Consider the following 348-nt stretch of genomic DNA (forward strand, 5'->3'; position numbering starts at 1 on the left):
TAACGCTATACACCAAACCTTCTTCTGCCGCCAAACGATGCAGAAAATCGAGGTCGGTTTCTCGGTATTGCACGCAGAATTCTCGCTGGGTCGCTTCACGCTTGAGCGAGAACGCGTAATCGTTAATACCCATTTCTTGCAGCAGCACCGAGAGGATTTCTGGAACCGTTTTGAGCTGAAAGATACGACTGTTGTGACGCAGCGACAAACGCTCTAACGCTGGCACTAAAGTCAGCGAGTAAAACGTATGGTGATGACCAATATCGCCCTTGCTAAATTGACGAATAATGCCATGCACGCGCTGCACGACAAGGCCATCACGCAGCATCTCTAACTGCGCCGGTTTAT

General features: G+C 49.7%; 1 protein-coding gene. It reads right to left on the reverse strand.

Annotated features, from left to right (window positions below; translation table 11 throughout):
* A partial coding sequence (locus EYW48_RS21615) for a contractile injection system protein, VgrG/Pvc8 family (protein WP_277433093.1) occupies positions 1-348 on the reverse strand: 348 nt, incomplete at both ends.

Origin of the sequence: Vibrio sp. 1180_3 (assembly GCF_029478545.1) — a bacterium.
Taxonomy (GTDB): Bacteria; Pseudomonadota; Gammaproteobacteria; order Enterobacterales; family Vibrionaceae; genus Vibrio; species Vibrio aestuarianus.